The following is a 15,373-nucleotide window of genomic DNA, read 5'->3' as shown; positions in this document are numbered from 1 at the left end:
CTCACTTCTCTCCGTTCACCACGTGCCGGGCTCGGCCGTCCAAGGCCGCGACCAGTTCTTCGGCTCCGCGCAGGCCGGCGGCCCGGCGCGCTTCGGCGGTCTGCCCGGCCAAGTGCGAGTAGACGACGATGCCGTCCACGCCCCGCAGCGGGCTGTCCGCCGGCAACGGCTCTTCGCCGACGACGTCGAGCGCCGCGCCCGCGATCTCGCCGGACCGCACCGCCGCCACGAGCGCCTCTTCGTCGACGATCGCCCCGCGCGCGGTGTTGACCAGGAAAGCGGTCGGCTTCATCCGCTTGAACGCCAAGGCGTCCAGCAGTCCGCGGGTCCAGTCGGTCAGTGCCGTGTGCACCGACACGTAGTCCGAAGTGGACAGCAGCTCGGGCAGCTCGACGACCCGGACGTCCGGGTCCCGCACCCCGGTGGCGCAGACGACGGTCATCCCGAACGCGCGGGCCAGCGGCACCACCGCCCGCGCCGCCGCGCCGTACCCGATGAGCCCGAGCGTCGACCCGCGCAGCTCGTGCCCGTCCTCGCGCGGCCACTCCCCCCGCGCCACGCCGGACGCCGACTGCACGAGCCGCCGCGCCCCGGCGAGCAGCAGCCCGAAGGTGTACTCGGCGACGGCGTTCGCGTTGACGCCGGACAGGTTGCTGACGCTGATCCCCTGCCGGGCCGCGGCTTCGACGTCGATCGAGTCGTACCCCACGCCCGTCCGGACGACGACCCGCAACCGCGGCGCCCGCGCCAGGACGCCGGCGGTCAGCGGCTCGTTGGCCACCAGCGCCGCGTCGATCCCCTCGAGCGCGGCCACCAGCTGTTCGGGGTCGCGCTTGCCGGTCATCGGCGAGTGCACGGTGTCCAGCCCGGCCTCGCGCAGGTAGACGTCCACCTCGTCGCCGGGACGCAGGTAGTCGGTGGTGATCAGGACGCGCTTCACAGGGCCAGCCCGTCGGTCCGGCGGCGCTGCAGCTGGGCCACGCGCGCCACCAGGAGCACCGCGACCGCGGTGACGACCGCGATGTCCAGCAGCAGGAACGGCCACCCGGTCACGTCGACCATGCCGCCGACCAGGGCCGGCCCGAGGAACCCACCGCCGGCCCAGCCGACGGTGTACAGCCCGGTGTAGGTCCCGAGCACCCGGGCCGAAGGCGCCAGGTTCCACAGGACCACCGCCATGTTGACCATGAACGCCGACGCGCCCGCGGCTGCCACGCACATCGCGGCGATCGTGCCGGCCGGTGTCCGCACGAGGGTGCCGAGCACCATCGCCGCCGCGAACACGACCATCCCGATCAGGATCACCCGCAGGCGGCCGAAGCGTTCGGCGAACAGGGCGACCGGGTAGGCGGCCGCGATGAACGCGAGTCCACTGGGGAGGGTGAGACCACCGGCGTCGCCGCGGGACATGCCCAGCGCCTCCATGCCGTAGTTGGTGATGAGCGAGCGCGACGCGAACCACGCGCTGCCGAACGCGAGCACCGCCGCGATGACCAGCAGCCGGCTGCGGTCGGTGGCGCGCACGAGGTCCAGCAGGACGTCCCGCATCCGCACGCGGGGCGCGTTCCCGGTGTGCCCGGCGCGGTCCTCTTCGAGCGCCGCCTGGTACGCCGGGGACTTGCTGTCGCGCACCCGCCAGGCGAGCACGCCCACCGACACCAGCATCAGGACGGCCGGGATCGCGAAGGACAGCTTCGGGAAGTCGTCGATGAGGAAGATGCTGATCAGCGCGGCGACGATCACCGTGATGCTGGAGGCGATCTTCACCGCGGCGTTGGCGCGGCTGCGCCGCTCGGGGCCGATGTAGTCCGGGAGCAGGGATTCGGCGATCGGTTTGAACGAATTCGCGACGAGCGCGTAACTGAACATGACCAGGACCAGCAGCGGCAGCGAGACCGCGGCGTGCGGGATGGCCACGAACAGCACGGCCGCCACCGGCATGCCGACGACCAGGTACGGGATGCGCCGGCCCCACGCGGTCCGGGTCCCGTCGGAGCGGTTGCCCATCCACGGCTGGATGAAGATGCCGAGCAGGTTGTCCATGCCCATCAGCGCGCCGATGAGCGCGGCGCTGCCGACGTGCTCGCGCAGCAGCGGCGGGACCTGCGAGTCGTAGAGGTTCCACGTCGACTCCTGCGCGAAGACCGCCAGAGCCACGAAGAACGTGATGCGTCCCGTCCGGACGCGCGGGGTGGTCAACGTCATCGTCGGCCCCTTCCCTTGACCATGCCCGCCACCGTACTTTTGCTATAGCAAGACGGTCAAGAGTTGCAAAGTGCTTTTGCCGTAGACTCGGCCCCATGCTGGGTGAAGCACTGACCACCGACACGCTGGCCGACCGCGTATACCGCGCCATCCGGGACGCGATCAGCACCGGCGAGCTGCGCCCCGGCCAGAAGGTCACCGAGCGCGGGTTCGCCGAGCAGCTGTCGGTCAGCCCGACGCCGGTGCGCGAAGCCATCCGGCGGCTCGAACAGGACGGCCTCCTCGAACGGTCCGGCCCGCGGACGGTCAAGGTGGCGATGTTCGGCGGCGTCGCCGTCCAGGACCTCGCCGAGGTCGAGGTCGGCCTGCGCGGCATGGTGGCCCGCTTCGCCGCGCGGCACGCGACACCCGAGCAGCTGGCCGGGCTCGACGCGATCCTCGACGAGGCCGACGACCTGCTCATCCTGGTCAAGCAGCGCCACGAGTCCGGCCAGGACGTCGGGAAGCACGTCGGCCGGCTCTTCGACGCCATGCAGCGCTTCAACGCCCTCGTCGAAGCGTGCGCCGGCAACCCGGTGCTCGTCCGCCTCCTCGACCAGACCCGGGTGTTCTCCCGCCCGGAGCGGCGCGCGCGGGTGCTCGAACGCGCCAGCGTGGACGAAACGTTCGGGCTGGACCGCTACGCCGGCCATCGCCGGCTCGTGCAGGCCCTGCGCGCCGGCGACTCGGCGGCGGCCGAGGCGATCGTGCTCGAAGACGCCCGCGGCGGGCTCGCCGACCTGCTCGCGGGCTCCTGAGGCCGCACCCGACGTCCACGAAGAGCGTCAGGTCGTCGCCGACGCGGCAGCCCGGCCCCCAGGACGACCGTGTAGTCATTGGACTCGCGGATGATCGTCGAGGACGCGTGCGCAGCGGCGAGCCGGTCCCAGGGGACCTCCAGGCCGATCGGGTCGAAGCCGCTCACGCCGATACCCGGTTCCCGACGGCGATCCGCTCGGCGATCGCTTTGCCGAGCCCCTCGGTCGTTCCCGCGCCGCCGAGGTCGGGGGTGAGCACGGCCGGCTGTTCGTCGAGAACGCTTTCGATCGCGGCGACGACCCGGGCGGCCGCTTCGGGCTCGCCGAGGTGGTCGAGCATCATCGCGCCGCTCCAGATCTGGCCGACGGGGTTGGCGATCCCGCGCCCGGCGATGTCGGGGGCCGAGCCGTGGACCGGCTCGAACAGGCTCGGCCAGGTGCGCTCGGGGTTGATGTTGGCGCTCGGGGCGATGCCGATCGTACCGGTGCACGCGGGCCCGAGGTCGGAAAGGATGTCGCCGAAGAGGTTGCTGGCCACGACGACGTCGTACTTCTCCGGGCTGAGCACGAACTTGGCGGCGAGGATGTCGATGTGGTCTTTGTCCGCGGCGACGTCCGGGTAGCGGGCGGCCATCGCGGCCGCGCGCTCGTCCCAGTAGGGCATCGAGATCGAGATACCGTTGCTCTTGGTCGCCCAGGTCAGCTGCTTGCGCGGCCGGGTGGCGGCGAGGTCGAAGGCGTAGCGCAGCACGCGGTCGACGCCGACGCGGGTCATCACCGTCTCCTGCAGCACGGTCTCGCGTTCGGTGCCTTCGAAGATGCGACCGCCGATGCTGGAGTACTCGCCTTCGGTGTTCTCCCGGACGACGAGGAAGTCGATGTCGCCGGGCCCGTGGCCGCGCAGCGGGGCGCGCACGCCGCGCAGCAGCCGGACCGGCCGCAGGTTGACGTACTGGTCGAAGCCGCGGCGGAACTTCAGCAGGCTGCCCCACAGCGACACGTGGTCGGGCACGACGTCCGGCCACCCGACCGCGCCGAAGAAGATCGCGTCGAAGCCGGCGAGGACGTCCTGCCAGTCCGGCGGCAGCATCTCGCCGTGCTCCAGCCAGTACGCGGCGGAGGCGAAGCCGAACTCGGTGATCTCGAGGCCGAAGCCGTGGACTTCGGCCGCGGCGCGCAGGCAGCGCAGGCCTTCCGGGACGACCTCGCGCCCGATGCCGTCGCCGGGGATGACCGCGATGCGGTGGTTCACGAGACGCTCCTCGTTGTCGGGTCTCTCCACTGTGGGCGGTCGCCGGGCGCCCCGGCAAGGTCGCGGGCGGCAACCTATCCTTTCCGCCATGGAAAGACTGGACGACCTCGCCTTCTTCCACGTGGTCGCCGTCAGCGAGACGCTCACGGCCGCCGCGCGCGAGCTGGACATCTCGCTGCCGGTGGTCAGCAAGCGCCTGAAAGCCCTGGAACAGCGTCTCGATGTCCGCCTGGTGCACCGCGGCGCGCGGCGGCTGACGCTGACGCCCGAAGGCCGGCTCTACGCCTCACGCGTCGAGGCGATCCTGGACCAGGTGCGCGAGCTCGACGACCTGGTCAGCCACGGCTCCGGCGACCTGACGGGCTCGATCGTGGTCCAGGCGACGCTCGGGCTCGGCCGGGCGCACGTCGCACCGCTGGTCGGCGAGTTCACCGCGCGGCACCCGCGGGTGCGCGTCCGGCTCCACACCTCGGCGCTGCCGCTGCGGCCGCACCGGCGCGAGTTCGACCTGGCCGTGCACGTCGGCGCGCCGCCGGATTCCACGCTGCGGATGCGCCGGCTGGCGCGCAACCGCCGGGTGCCGTGCGCGGCACCGTCCTACTTGGACCATCGCGGGACGCCCGAACGGATCGAAGACCTGGCCGGGCACGACTGCATCGTGCTGCGGGAGAACGAGGGCGACTTCGCGGTGTGGCGGTTCGGCGGGGCCGCACAGCCGCGTCAGGTGCGGGTGCACGGCAGCCTGTCGAGCAACGACGGCGACATCGTGACCGACTGGGCGCTGCGGGGTCGCGGGATCGTCATGCGCTCCGAGTGGCAGGTCCGAGCGCACCTGGACAGCGGCGCCCTGGTGCGGGTGCTGCCCGGCGTGCCGACCCCGCCCGCCGACATCTACGCCCTCCTGGGCGACGACGTCCACGTGCCGCGGCGGACCAGCGCGCTGATCACCCACCTCGCGGCCCGGTTGCCGGAGCGGATCGCTTCCCCTTCTTGAAAGGCAACCCCTCTGCGACCGGCCGGAAGCGCGGCGCTCACCGCATGGTGGTGGAACGGGCTTGAACGCCGGTCACGAGCGTGCGGGGGTCGAGGGCCGCGCGCAGGCGCACGCGCAGGCCGCGGCCGGCCAGACCGCGGCGGACCGTGTCGACCGCGGTCCAAGCCTGGTGGCCTTCTTGCGTTCCGGGGTCGTTGCCCGACCACAGGGCCTGGTCCACCGTCATGCCCAGTGCGCGTATTCCGTCCACTATGGAGGGACTGCCGATCCCGTGGGCGGCCGCCGCCAGGTCGCGGGCCGTCATCCCGGCCGTCCACGGGATGCTGTGGTCGCGGAGGCGGTCGCGGACCTCGAGCCAGGCGCCGAGCACCGCGGCCGCGCCCGGCCTGCGCCGTCGTCGCCGGGCCCGGACGAACTTGGCCATCGGAACTCCCATGAGCCCGGCCGGCAACAGCGCTGCCGGTCCGGCGAGGATCCAGAACACCGGGAACGACCGATCACCGGTGTCCGCGTCACCCGTGCCGCCGGGGCCCTTGGCCGGTGCGACCGGGGCGTCGCGCAGCTGGGTCGGCGGAGGCAGCTGGGCCCGGGCCTGCGCGGTGGCGCCGGAAAGACCGGTGGGCCCACCGGCGCCGGTGGCTCCGGTCGGATCCAGTGGCACCCAGCCAACGCCGGCGACCGCCACCTCGGGCCACGCCATGACGTCACCGTTGCGGACGGTGCCGCCGCCGGCGGCCGGGCCGCGGAAGCCGACGACCAGGCGGGCCGGGATGCCGACGATCCGGGCGAGCGTGACGTACGCCGCCGCGAACTGCTCGCTGGTTCCCCGCCGGGTCTCGAACAGGAACTTCCGCAGCTGGGGCCAGGCGTGGCCGCTCGGCAGGTCCGGCCCGGCGGCGGTGCGGTAGCCCTCGCGGAGGAACCGCTCGAGCGCGAGCGCCGCCCGGAAACTCGGGCTCAGGCCGCCGACGACCGCGCGGGCCATCGTCTCGACGTCCGCGGGGACCTCCCCGATCGCGCCGAGCCCGCCCGCCGCCCGCTGGTCGATCGCGGCGGCCGCGAGGTCGGCGGCCGGGACCTGCGGTTCCCACCAGCTCAGCCGGTACTCGCCGGTGGGGTGCGGCAGCCACAGCGAGCCCTGTGCCTCCTCGATCAGCGGCTCGGCTCCGCTGACGGCGGCCGGCCAGGTCTGGCTGGGCAGCCACGGCCCGCCGAGACCGTCGAGCCGGATGGTCGCCGTCCGCTGCCGCGAGGGCACGCTCACCGACGCGCTCGGCGGCAGCTCCGTCCCGAGCCGCCGGTAGTGGCTGCCCGGGGTCCAGTTGACGCCGTCGAAGGTGTCGAGCACGACCAGCGGCCACCGGTCGGGACGCGCGTCGCCGCGGACGGAGAACAGCGGCACACCGGGGTGCTCCAGCCGGCTGGCGATGTCGTCCAACGGCCCGGCCACGCGTCCGCTCACCGGCGCCGGCTGGTCCTGCTTCAGCGAATACGCCCGGCCCGGGCCCGGGAGCAGCAGTCCCGCCGCGACCGCCGCGGCGTGTCCGAGCAGCACCACCGGCACCCCCGGCGCGACACGAGCACGGCTCGCCGGCGCCTCGGCACCGGGACGGGTCACCGCGAACAACGCTCCCGCGACCGCCGCGTAACCGAGCCCGGCGGCCACGGCCGCGAGTCCGGCCAGCGCGACGTAAAGCTGGCTCACGGCGACCACCGCGAGACTCGGGATCAGCGCCACCAACGGCTTCCGCAAGCGCAGCACCAGTTCGATCCCGAGCACCCCGGCCGGCACGACCAGCAACGGGACGAACAGCAGCTGCTCCGGCGACGGCCGCGCGGGCCAGGTCGACTGCAGGGTCAGCTGCCAGGACTCGGTGATCCCGGACACCAGCGCGGACACCGTCTCGCCGGTCGGCAGCCCGGCTGCCGTCGTCGGAAAGAGCACGGTCTCGACGACCGCGAGCAGCCCGGCCACCAGGAGCAGCAGCGGACGCCACGCGGCGAGCACCTCGGTACGCGCGCACAGCCGGTCGACACCGACCAGCACCACCGCGGGTACCAGAAGCGGCGCGAGCAACGCCGCCACCCCGAACACCGGCACGAAGAACGAGCCCGCGACGACAGCCGCGAGCACCACGCACAGCACGCTGGACCGGCCGGGCATCACACCACCTCGTTCCACCGGCGCACGGCGTTCGCGGCGCTGTCGGCGCCGAGCACGCGCGCGCCCGGGACCACCGGCGGGACACCGGCGGACCCCAGAGCCAGGACGAAGAACGACGAATACCGCGCCCGCAGACCGGCCAGGCCACCGAGCCCGCCCGCATCCGCCGTCACCACGGTCAAGCAGCCACCCTGATGCCGGACGGCGGACAACCCGCCCGGTACGAGCGCCTGCTCGGCGCCGGAGTCCTGGCGTACCTGGCACAGCTCGTCGAGCAGGTGCCTGACCGCGAGCGGGCCGCCCGAGGTCGCGAGGTCGACGCCGCCCGAGGTGACCAGCCTGCTGTGGTGCCCGGCCTTGGCGGACGCAGCGAGCAGGGAAGCCGCGAGATCGACGGCTTCCTCGAAACCGGCCGGCGGCAGCACGTCGCCGCGGGTGTCGAGCAGGAGGGTGAAGCGCGGCTGCTGCGGGTCGGCGTAGTCGCGGACCATCATCCGGCCGGTCCGGGCGGTCGCTTTCCAGTGCAGGTGCCGGATTTCGTCACCGGGCTGGTACTCGCGGACGTCACGCAGGTCGAGTGAGCCCCGCAACGAGTCGTCGGTGGTGGCGCCGTCGTGGTGGTGCCGGGGGAAGCCGCCGATCAGGGCGCGCGCCGGGTACGTGCGCGGGTGCACCCACAGCGCGACGGTCTCGCCCGCCGGATGCCGGTTGCGGGCGAGCCCGAAGGGATCGGCGCGCTGCAGCGTCAGCGGCCCGACGGTCATCAGCCCGCGGGTCCCGGTCGGAAGCTCGTACCGGTACGTCGCTTCCGCCCCCTCGGCCAGTGCCTGCACGTGGACCGTCCGGGTCCGCCCGCCGGCGTGGTCCCATGCGGACAAGCCGGGCTGAGGCCGGCCGGCGACATTGCGGACCCGCAGCTTCGCCAAGGCCGGACGGCCTCGCTCGACCCGGTCGGGGTAGACGACCCGGGACACCGCCACCCGCGGGCCGCGGGCGGTGACGGCGAGGGCCGCCGGCACGGCGCCGAAGCCGATCGCGCCGAGCACGCGCAGCAGCGGGTACCCCGCCCACTCGCCCGCGGCGACCAGCACCACGGACACCACGAGGACGGCGACACCGCGCGGGGTCGGCCGCACGGGTCAGCGGCCCGCGTGGTTCATCGCCGGAGCCGGCGTCGTGGCCAGGACCTCGGCCACGACGTCGGCGGCGGCGAGCCGGCCGAGCTCGGCCTCGGCGGTGAGCACCAGCCGGTGGGCGAAGACCGGCACGGCCACATCCTTGAGGTCGTCCGGCGTGACGAACCCGCGGCCTTCGGTGGCGGCCATGGCCTGGGCGGCGCGCACCAGCGCGATGCTCCCGCGCGGGCTCACGCCGAACCGCACCGCCGCGTGTTCGCGGGTCGCCCCGGCGAGGCGTGCGGCGTACTCGACGACCGCCCGGTCGAGGTGCGAAGCGCGCACCTCGGCGATGGCGTCGAGCAGCATCGGGACGTCGACCACGGCCGGGAGGTCGTCGGGGGACACGCCGGCGCAGTCGCTCATGATCACCATGACCTCGGCGTCGACGTCCGGGTACCCGACGGACAGGCGCATCAGGAACCGGTCGAGCTGGGCCTCCGGCAGCCGGTAGGTGCCCTCCATTTCGATCGGGTTCTGGGTGGCGATGACGAGGAAGGGCCGCGGGACGTCGTGGGAAACGGCGTCGACGGTGACCCTGCGCTCGGACATCACCTCCAGCAGCGCGGACTGCGTCTTGGGCGTACCGCGGTTGATCTCGTCGGCCACGACGATGTTCGAAAACACCCCGCCGGGGTGGAAGGCGAAGCGCTCGTCCTTCTGGTGGTAGACGGTCACGCCGGTGATGTCGCCGGGCAGCAGGTCCGGGGTGAACTGGATCCGGCTCCAGCTGCCCCCGATGCTGCGCGCCAGGCATCGCGCGAGCGTCGTCTTGCCGAGGCCGGGCACGTCCTCGATCAGCAGGTGCCCCTCGGCGAACAACGCGGCGACGGCGAGCCGGACCACGTCCGGCTTGCCGCGGATCACCCCCTGGATGTTCCGCGCGATCAGGGCGTAGGCCTCCCCGGCCGCCGACTCACCCATGGTTGCCCACCTCGCCGAACCGCACCCGTCAGCCTCCTTCTGATCCGGCCGACCGTAACCGCGAGCCGCGGGGACCGGTCCCGGCGGCTCGCGGCCGGAACACCCCAGGCGTTGCCCGGGTGGCCCGGTCAGTTCGGGGGTACCGTGGGCGGCCTGACGAAGACGCGGATCCTGGTGCCGTCTTCGATCCGGTAGTCACCCGCTTTGTTGCCACGCAGGTGGTTGCCCAGCGCGGCACCCGAACCCTGGTTGTCCGCGGGAGTGAGGTGCCGGACGCTCGCCCCCTCACCGCCTTCCTCGAACACCGCCTGGGGCCACTCGTCGCGGTGCTTGCCCGGCGCGCGGGGGACGCCACGCAGCGACTTCCTGCGGCGATCTTTCGTTCCCGGCCGGTTCACCGTTGCGTCGTACGAGTACTTCCCCTTCGCGTTGGGCTTGAGGTTGTCGATGATGTGCTGGGCGGACTCCGGGTGCTGGGTGCCGTCGATCACGGTGCGCCGGAGATTGACCTTCGGTCTCCCCGTCGGCACCTCGGCCGCTTCCGTCGGGCGGGCCGTCAGAGGGGGGTCGGACCTCGTCCTGGACGGGGTGGCCGAGCGGGTTCGCCGGGCCGATGACGCCGCGTTGCCGGCCGCTCGGACGACCGGTTTCCCGGCTCTCCCCCCTTTGCCGGCGACCGGGATGTGCCCTGCGGCGTCCTCCCAGTCCCCTTCGGCTCCATACAGGACCGCGTTGGCGCCGCCGGCCACCGGTCCCACGACCGGCGCGTAACTCCACGCCTCGAGAGCGCCATGGGCGATGTCGCTGACCGGCTTGGGGTTTTCGTACACGGCGTTTCCGCACTGCACCGAGGTTTCGCTTCCCGGGGTCACGTCCGATGGCCAGCCTCCGCAGGCCCGGATCGGGTCGGCTGCGGGCGCGGCCTTCCTCGCATCGGCGTCCTTCCTGTCCTGCTCGCGCCGATCGGCTTCGGCCTGCTTGCCCTTCGCGCGTTCTCGCTTCCGCTCCGGAGACCCGGCGTCGGCGGCGGTGCGCTTGTCCTCCGCGTCCTGCTTACGGTCCTCCGCGGGCGAGTTGGCCTTCTGCTCGGCCGCCTTCCTCGACTCGGAGTCCTGCTGCTCCGCCCTCTTCCGGCCCTCCGCACGTTGTTTCTGCGTGCTCGGGGAGTCAGCAGCCCTCCGTTTGTCGTCCGCGTCCTGCTTCCGGTCCTCCGCGGGCGAGTTCACCTTCGGCTTCCGGGCAGTCCGCTTGTCCGCGGCGTCCTGCTTCGCGATCTCCGCGGGCGTACTCGGCCGCGGCGGCTCCGGAGCCGCCGCGGCTTGCGCGGACTGTGCTCCCAGCACTCCGAACAGCGCGGCCGCCCCCACCCCGAGACCGGCCGCCACCACACCCCTCATTGCCCTGCTCTCCGACATCGACACCCTCTCCCCTCGTCCGCTGCTATTCCCGCTCCGCACGGGACCGATCGTGCAGCTCCTCCGCCAGCGAACTGCCCATCAGGCCACCGAAAACGCCCGCGGCGATACCGATGACCAGACCGAGGGGCGACGTGGCGAGCACGCCGGCGGCGACGCCGAACGCCAGTGAGCCCGACACACCCCCTATTCCCGTCACCGCGCCGAGGCTGAGCGGCGGCCTCGGCTCGAGCGGTGGCAGGTAATACGTCTCGGTCGGTTCCTCGCTGCTTTCCCGCTCCGGGACAGGCGCTTTCTGCCCGAACCACACGTGGTCCGGGATCACGACGTAGCCAGGCGCGGTCACGGTGTCACCACGCGTCCGCCGAGACGGTGCCGTTGGTCGACGTCGCGGTCGACGTCGACGACACGCCGCCCGAGGAGACGGACGCGGTCTTCGAGACCACCTTGCCGTGCTTGTTGTGCGTCCGCTTCACGGGCTCGTCGTCGCACGGCCCCTTCTTGGTCTCGAGGCCGTCGCGGACTTTCCGGAGGTCCGCTTTGGTCTTGCCGAGCGTCTCCTTGGCCTTGGTCAGTGCGTGGCCCGCCTCCGCGTACGTCTTTTCCGCGTCCCGGACGGCCTGGTGCGCGACGCCGACGGCCTTGACGGCTTCGTCGAGCGCCTGATGGGTCGTGCCGGCCACGACCTGACGGCTCTCCGGCTTCGCGGCGGTCTGGACCGCGGCCCGCACGACGTACCGCGTGGTCGAGGCGTCGACCTTCTTCTGGACCGCCGACGAATGCGTCCGCGGAGCCGCCTTGGCGTGTTTGGCGGGCACCTTCTTCGGCAGGACCGGCCGCGCCGCCGCAACCGCCGGACGGTGCGCCGCCGCCTGCGGCACCACGTGCTGCGGCTTCGCCGGCCCGTCGACCGTGTGCTGCGGCCGGACCGCCCCGGCCTGCGGAGCTGCGGCGGCGGGAGGCGGGGTGTGCTGCGGGACCGGCGCCGCCTGAGGTGCGGCCTGGGCAGGCTTCGCATCGGGGTTTTCCGGGCCGTCGGCGGCGATCGCGTTCGCCGCCGACGCCCCGATCGCCGCGGTGGCCAGGCCCGCCACCCCGTAAACGGCCGCCCGCTTGAGATTCCGCTTCATTCCCTCACCTCGCTGGTCACCCGGCGACCGGTCGCCGCCACCTCCGCAACAATCGCCCACGGGGGTCCAGGACGAATACACCCGCGATACATTCGCGCGGCAGCGGGAAGTATTCCTAGAATGGGACCATGGTGGACGCGGAACACGGCGAACTGGTGCCACTGGGCCACGGCCCCGTCGCGCAGGTGCTGGCGGGGATGCACGGCGGGACCGGGGAGGCGTTCGCCCTCAAGGTGTACCCGGGAAAGCCGGATCGCCGGACTCGCGGCGAATTCGACAAGGAACTGGGTGTGCTCGCCGGATTGCGCGAACTCGGCACCGTGCTCGTGCCGGACGAGGTCCGGGAACTCGCCGACGGTCGCTGGGGCATCCGGATGGAACTCTGCGCGCAGTCGCTGCCGGAACTGGTCGCCGCGTTCGGGCCGCTGTCGATCGCCGACACCCTGGCCCTCGGCGAAGCCCTCGCCTCGGCGCTCGCCGAGGCCCACCAGGCCGGGCTCGTCCACGGCGGTGTCACCCCGGGCAACGTGCTCTTCCGGCAGACCGGCGCCCCGGTGCTGGCCGACTTCGGCGTGGCTCTGCGCCGAGCGTTCCCCCGCGACCTCGAACGCGATGTCGAATACCTGGCGCCCGAAACCGTGCGCGACGGAACCCTCGACGAACGCACCGATCTCCACGGCCTCGGCGCCGTGCTGTACCTCGCGCTGTCGGGACGGCCGCCGCACGAGCGGCAGCCCGGAGAGCCCGCGGACGCGGTGACCCTCCGGGTCCTCGGCGGCGACGTCGTCCCGCCGGCCCGGCCCGACCTCCCCGCCGGCCTGGCTCGGCTCGTTTCCTCGCTGCTCGACGGAAATCCCGATGCGCGGCCGATCGACGCCGCTCTGGTCGTCACCCGGCTCGGCGAGCTGACCGGCTCCGGGGACCCCACCCCGAGCGGAGCCGCGCTCCCCCACCCGCCCGGCGAGCTGGTGGTCGAGTACGGCCCCGCGACCGCCACGCCCCGGAAGCGCCGCACCGTGCTGACCGTCGCGGCCGTCGCCGGCGCGGCCGCGCTCGCCGTCCTCGCCGTGGTCGCCTTGACGAACCGGCCCGAAGAACTGAGTGTGCCCCCGGCTCCGGCGCCCACGACGGCGCCGCCGCCGGCGGCCGCGCAGGTCGACCTCGCGACGCCCGCCGACCACGACACCTATGTGGACCTCAGCTGGCGCAGCAGCACGCCCGGCCTCGAGTACGCGGTCGTCATCGCCCCGGAGGGCCGGCCGAACCACACCGAGTACGTGCGGCGCGAGACGAGTCACCGCGTGGCGGTGGAGCCGTCGCTGAAGTACTGCTTCGTCGTCCAGGGCACCGACGGTCAAGCCACCGTCCAAAGTGTACCGCAGGGAATCCGCGACGCCCGCTGCAAGCAGTAGGCGCCGGGCTCAGCCCGGCGGCCAGGTGTACTTGGCCGACGAGACGCCGTTGTCCGAAGTCACCCAAGCCTGCTTGCCGACCGCGCCGAAGTCGAACGCCTCGAAGGTGACGGCACCGTTCGCGTCGGTGGTGAACGAGCGGCCCTCGTTCGAATAGGTGCACCCGCAGTGCGGTGTGAAGTGGTATTCGGTGTGGGGCGCGAAACCCTTCACCACCACGTGCATCTTGGCGCAGTCCGGTGCCGAGCACTCCTCGGGATCCGGCTCGTAGGTCCCGGTCTTCCCCCGGGTCACGGTGATCGTCGGCTTCGGGACCGCCGGGCCGGTCACCTTCGCCGTCGCCGGGGTGCCGCGCCCGGCGCTGTTCTCCGCGACCACGGTGACCGTGTAGGTGATTCCCGCGCGCAACCCGGGAATCACCGTGGACCGAGCGGTGCCGGCCAGATCGGCCGCCCCCGCTCCGGCGCCGGACGACGGCTTCCACGTCACGTGGTACGCCGTGACCGCGGCCCGGTTGTCGGCGGCCGCGCCCCAGGTGACGTGCGCGTCACTGCCCTGCAGCCGCGCGACGAGCCGGGCCGGGATTCCCGGCGGGCTCGGCGGGAGGGGTTTCTGCTGCTGCGTCACCGGAGGCTCGGTCTTCCGCACCGGCGGAGGCTGCTTGGGCCCGTCCGCCCGCACGTCGGGCTGGGCTTTCGGCGGTTGCGGGGTCGGTGGTTGCGGGGTCGGCGGCGGCTGCGGTGAGGGGGCCGGAACCGGCGCCTTCTCCGCCGTGACCGGTACCGGGCTGACCGTGCCGTCCGGGTCGACGACCAGGACGTGCTTGCCCTCCCCGCCGTCCACGTAGACACGCTTGTCGTCGCCGCGCACCAGCTGTGGGGTGCCCGATTCCGGCGGGATCGCCGTCGTCTGCCGCGGCTTGCCGTCCGGTCCGTAGGTGAGCACGGTGTGGCGGGTCAGATCGAGGAGCACGACCGAAGACGCACTCGCCGTCGGGTTCGAATAGACGCCGTCGGGCAGCGTGACCTCGATCGGCGGCCCCGGCGCGCTTCCGGCGTCGAGCACGCCGGTGTCGAGCAGCGACAACTGCCGTTTTTCCCGGTCCAGCACGGCGATCCGGCCGTCGGCGTCGGCGGGAGCGATCTGCGCGGCGGGCGAAAGGTCTTTCCCGATCGCCACCGGTTCACCCGGCTTGTCCCCCGACACCTGCCGGATCGTGTCGGTCGTCGTGTCGACGAACACCGCGCGATCCCCCGCGACGCTGAGCCCGCCGGTGTGCCCCGCGCCGAGGTTGTCCCGGCAGGCCACCGTGCCGGAGTCCTTCGCCAGCCGGCACAGCGCGCCGGAGTCGAGGCGGTTGAGCCAGAGCGTGCCGTCGGGGGTGGCCACCGGGGCACCGAGCGGACCGCCCGCGGGCAGCGTGGCGAACCCGCTGCCGAGGCGGACCACCCGGCCCGCTTCCCGGTACACCAGGTACGGGCCACCGGAGGCTTCCACGAGGGCCGGCGGCTCGCCCGACGGCGGGGTCAGTGTGCGGTCGACCGCCAGGTCCGACTTGCCGAATTCGACGATGGCGGACTTGCCGATCACGTACCCGCTGGTCGGCCCCTGCACCACCTGGCTGCCCGGTTCGAGGCCGGCGACGGGCACCTGGGCGTCCACGCTCTTGGCCGAACCGTTGACGAACAGCACGAGGTCGAGGCTCGGGCTGGCGATCCAGTGCCCGGCTTGCGAAAGTTCCAGCCCGGGCAACGGCGAAGCGCCGCCGGACACGGCCATCCCGACGAACACCGCGCAGGTGCTGACGAGCGCGGCCAACGGAAGCCGGCGGAGTCCCCTCTTACCCACCCGGCGAGCGTAGAAGACCCTGGTACACGAACCGGCCCTGGCGAATACATCCCCGGC

The 15,373-nt window shown here is 72.9% G+C and carries 13 protein-coding genes; 3 read left to right on the top strand and 10 right to left on the bottom strand.

The window, feature by feature from the left end; genetic code table 11:
- Window position 1: 1 nt before the first annotated feature.
- Window positions 2–940 carry a phosphoglycerate dehydrogenase gene (locus ACWEF6_RS06770; RefSeq protein WP_449682013.1) on the bottom strand — a complete coding sequence of 313 codons (939 nt, stop codon included), beginning with the start codon at window positions 938–940 and terminating at the stop codon, window positions 2–4.
- Entirely contained in the window at window positions 937–2,205 is a 1,269-nt protein-coding gene (locus ACWEF6_RS06765; RefSeq protein WP_449682012.1) for an MFS transporter, read from the bottom strand. Before ACWEF6_RS06765 ends, ACWEF6_RS06770 begins: the two co-directional genes overlap by 4 nt.
- A 95-nt stretch (window positions 2,206–2,300) precedes the next feature.
- Between ACWEF6_RS06765 and ACWEF6_RS06760 the strand changes: the two genes are divergently transcribed.
- Window positions 2,301–3,002 (top strand): GntR family transcriptional regulator, encoded by a 702-nt coding sequence (locus tag ACWEF6_RS06760; protein WP_449682011.1) that lies wholly within the window; start codon window positions 2,301–2,303, stop codon window positions 3,000–3,002.
- 163 nt (window positions 3,003–3,165) lie between these two features.
- On the opposite strand, the gene ACWEF6_RS06755 is transcribed toward ACWEF6_RS06760, so the two are convergent.
- Window positions 3,166–4,254 (bottom strand): tartrate dehydrogenase, encoded by a 1,089-nt coding sequence (locus tag ACWEF6_RS06755; protein WP_449682010.1) that lies wholly within the window; start codon window positions 4,252–4,254, stop codon window positions 3,166–3,168.
- A gap of 88 nt (window positions 4,255–4,342) precedes the next feature.
- Here ACWEF6_RS06755 and ACWEF6_RS06750 point away from each other — a divergent pair, with 88 nt between their 5' ends.
- Window positions 4,343–5,248: a LysR family transcriptional regulator gene (locus tag ACWEF6_RS06750; protein ID WP_449682009.1), complete on the top strand. Its 906-nt coding sequence runs from the start codon at window positions 4,343–4,345 to the stop codon at window positions 5,246–5,248.
- A gap of 37 nt (window positions 5,249–5,285) precedes the next feature.
- Here the strand turns inward: ACWEF6_RS06750 and ACWEF6_RS06745 are convergent, their stop codons facing one another.
- The 6 genes from ACWEF6_RS06745 to ACWEF6_RS06720 form a co-directional block, all read right to left on the bottom strand.
- Complete coding sequence (locus ACWEF6_RS06745; RefSeq protein ID WP_449682008.1) at window positions 5,286–7,412, bottom strand: DUF3488 and transglutaminase-like domain-containing protein; 2,127 nt, start codon at window positions 7,410–7,412, stop codon at window positions 5,286–5,288.
- Complete coding sequence (locus ACWEF6_RS06740; protein ID WP_449682007.1) at window positions 7,412–8,548, bottom strand: DUF58 domain-containing protein; 1,137 nt, start codon at window positions 8,546–8,548, stop codon at window positions 7,412–7,414. The genes ACWEF6_RS06745 and ACWEF6_RS06740 overlap by 1 nt, the downstream gene beginning before the upstream one ends.
- A 3-nt stretch (window positions 8,549–8,551) precedes the next feature.
- Complete coding sequence (locus ACWEF6_RS06735; RefSeq protein WP_449682006.1) at window positions 8,552–9,511, bottom strand: AAA family ATPase; 960 nt, start codon at window positions 9,509–9,511, stop codon at window positions 8,552–8,554.
- A 128-nt stretch (window positions 9,512–9,639) separates the two neighbouring features.
- A complete protein-coding gene (locus ACWEF6_RS06730; protein WP_449682005.1) occupies window positions 9,640–10,968 on the bottom strand; it encodes a hypothetical protein in 1,329 nt (442 codons plus the stop codon).
- Window positions 10,952–11,272 carry a hypothetical protein gene (locus ACWEF6_RS06725; protein WP_449682004.1) on the bottom strand — a complete coding sequence of 107 codons (321 nt, stop codon included), beginning with the start codon at window positions 11,270–11,272 and terminating at the stop codon, window positions 10,952–10,954. Before ACWEF6_RS06725 ends, ACWEF6_RS06730 begins: the two co-directional genes overlap by 17 nt.
- Before the next feature lie 4 nt (window positions 11,273–11,276).
- Complete coding sequence (locus ACWEF6_RS06720; protein ID WP_449682003.1) at window positions 11,277–12,056, bottom strand: hypothetical protein; 780 nt, start codon at window positions 12,054–12,056, stop codon at window positions 11,277–11,279.
- Window positions 12,057–12,184: 128 nt separating this feature from the next.
- Between ACWEF6_RS06720 and ACWEF6_RS06715 the strand changes: the two genes are divergently transcribed.
- On the top strand, window positions 12,185–13,468 hold the full coding sequence (locus ACWEF6_RS06715; RefSeq protein ID WP_449682002.1) for a serine/threonine protein kinase: 1,284 nt from the start codon (window positions 12,185–12,187) through the stop codon (window positions 13,466–13,468).
- Between the two features lie 9 nt (window positions 13,469–13,477).
- Here the strand turns inward: ACWEF6_RS06715 and ACWEF6_RS06710 are convergent, their stop codons facing one another.
- Window positions 13,478–15,316 (bottom strand): fibronectin type III domain-containing protein, encoded by a 1,839-nt coding sequence (locus ACWEF6_RS06710; RefSeq protein ID WP_449682001.1) that lies wholly within the window; start codon window positions 15,314–15,316, stop codon window positions 13,478–13,480.
- Between the last annotated feature and the right edge of the window lie 57 nt (window positions 15,317–15,373).

The organism is Amycolatopsis sp. NPDC004772 (genome assembly GCF_053601215.1).
Note: the sequence above shows the minus strand (reverse complement) of the source record. Positions and strands in the feature narration are given on the sequence as shown.

Coding starts and splice junctions, on each gene's coding strand:
- ACWEF6_RS06760 (WP_449682011.1), top strand. CDS start 2,301: ATGCTGGGTGAAGCACTGACCACCGACACGCTGGCCGACCGCGTATAC.
- ACWEF6_RS06765 (WP_449682012.1), bottom strand. CDS start 2,205: ATGACGTTGACCACCCCGCGCGTCCGGACGGGACGCATCACGTTCTTC.
- ACWEF6_RS06735 (WP_449682006.1), bottom strand. CDS start 9,511: ATGGGTGAGTCGGCGGCCGGGGAGGCCTACGCCCTGATCGCGCGGAAC.
- ACWEF6_RS06715 (WP_449682002.1), top strand. CDS start 12,185: ATGGTGGACGCGGAACACGGCGAACTGGTGCCACTGGGCCACGGCCCC.
- ACWEF6_RS06750 (WP_449682009.1), top strand. CDS start 4,343: ATGGAAAGACTGGACGACCTCGCCTTCTTCCACGTGGTCGCCGTCAGC.
- ACWEF6_RS06745 (WP_449682008.1), bottom strand. CDS start 7,412: ATGCCCGGCCGGTCCAGCGTGCTGTGCGTGGTGCTCGCGGCTGTCGTC.
- ACWEF6_RS06720 (WP_449682003.1), bottom strand. CDS start 12,056: ATGAAGCGGAATCTCAAGCGGGCGGCCGTTTACGGGGTGGCGGGCCTG.